This is a genomic window from Stenotrophomonas sp. yr243, assembly GCF_900184195.1.
GTDB lineage: Bacteria > Pseudomonadota > Gammaproteobacteria > Xanthomonadales > Xanthomonadaceae > Stenotrophomonas > Stenotrophomonas lactitubi.
Window position 1 is genome coordinate 1 of sequence record NZ_FXWT01000011.1, and the last position, 1645, is coordinate 1645.

At 54.6% G+C, this 1645-nt stretch carries 2 rRNA genes; both read left to right on the top strand.

From position 1 onward, the window contains the following. Positions 1 to 1384: ribosomal RNA gene (locus QOL57_RS21415) — 23S ribosomal RNA — on the top strand; the annotation flags it as partial. A gap of 169 nt (positions 1385 to 1553) precedes the next feature. After that, positions 1554 to 1645 (top strand): 5S ribosomal RNA (gene rrf / locus QOL57_RS21420); the annotation flags it as partial.

Genomic DNA, 1645 nt, shown 5'->3' on the forward strand with positions numbered 1-1645 from the left:
CCGAGCACCGAGACGAGCCTTTATGGCGAAGTTGCTGATACCACGCTTCCAGGAAAAGCTCCTAAGCTTCAGCTTACGCAGACCGTACCGTAAACCGACACAGGTGGGTAGGATGAGAATTCTCAGGCGCTTGAGAGAACTCGGGTGAAGGAACTAGGCAACATGGCACCGTAACTTCGGGAGAAGGTGCACCCTTTTTGGTGGCTCGTGCGAGCTATAGCTGAAGAGGGTCGCAGTAACCAGGCCGCTGCGACTGTTTATCAAAAACACAGCACTCTGCAAACACGAAAGTGGACGTATAGGGTGTGACGCCTGCCCGGTGCTGGAAGGTTAATTGATGGGGTCAGCCGCAAGGCGAAGCTCTTGATCGAAGCCCCAGTAAACGGCGGCCGTAACTATAACGGTCCTAAGGTAGCGAAATTCCTTGTCGGGTAAGTTCCGACCTGCACGAATGGCGTAACGACAGCGGCGCTGTCTCCACCCGAGACTCAGTGAAATTGAAATCGCTGTGAAGATGCAGCGTTCCCGTGGCAAGACGGAAAGACCCCGTGAACCTTTACTATAGCTTTACACTGAACGTTGAGTTCGTCTGTGTAGGATAGGTGGGAGGCTATGAAACTGTGGCGCTAGCTGCAGTGGAGCCATCCTTGAAATACCACCCTGTCGTGCTTGACGTTCTAACCTGGGCCCATTATCTGGGTCGGGGACCGTGTATGGTGGGTAGTTTGACTGGGGCGGTCTCCTCCTAAAGAGTAACGGAGGAGCTCGAAGGTACGCTCAGCGCGGTCGGACATCGCGCACTGTGTGCAAAGGCATAAGCGTGCTTGACTGCAAGATCGACGGATCAAGCAGGTAGGAAACTAGGACTTAGTGATCCGGTGGTTCTGTATGGAAGGGCCATCGCTCAACGGATAAAAGGTACTCCGGGGATAACAGGCTGATACCGCCCAAGAGTTCATATCGACGGCGGTGTTTGGCACCTCGATGTCGGCTCATCACATCCTGGGGCTGTAGTCGGTCCCAAGGGTATGGCTGTTCGCCATTTAAAGTGGTACGCGAGCTGGGTTCAGAACGTCGTGAGACAGTTCGGTCCCTATCTGCCATGGGCGTTGGAGATTTGAGAGGGGCTGCTCCTAGTACGAGAGGACCGGAGTGGACGAACCTCTGGTGTTCCGGTTGTCACGCCAGTGGCATTGCCGGGTAGCTATGTTCGGAAGCGATAACCGCTGAAAGCATCTAAGCGGGAAGCGCGCCTCAAGATGAGATCTCCCGGGGCACAAGCCCCCTGAAGGAACCATGTAGACTACGTGGTTGATAGGTCAGGTGTGTAAGTACAGCAATGTATTGAGCTAACTGATACTAATGATCCGAGAGGCTTGACCATATAACCTCAAGTTGCCTTGGCCGACATGACATGTCGATAGATCCAAGTGCACGCTACGTCACAAGACCAAACGAGAGGCAGGCGCTCAGGCGCGTCTCTTTGCAACGCAGGCATCACCATGCCCGCGCCCTGCAAAGACATGACGTCCAAGCGACACTCCAACCGCCTCCCTGGTGAAATTAGCGCTATGGAACCACCCGATCCCATCCCGAACTCGGAAGTGAAACGTAGCTGCGCCGATGGTAGTGTGGCCTAAGCCAT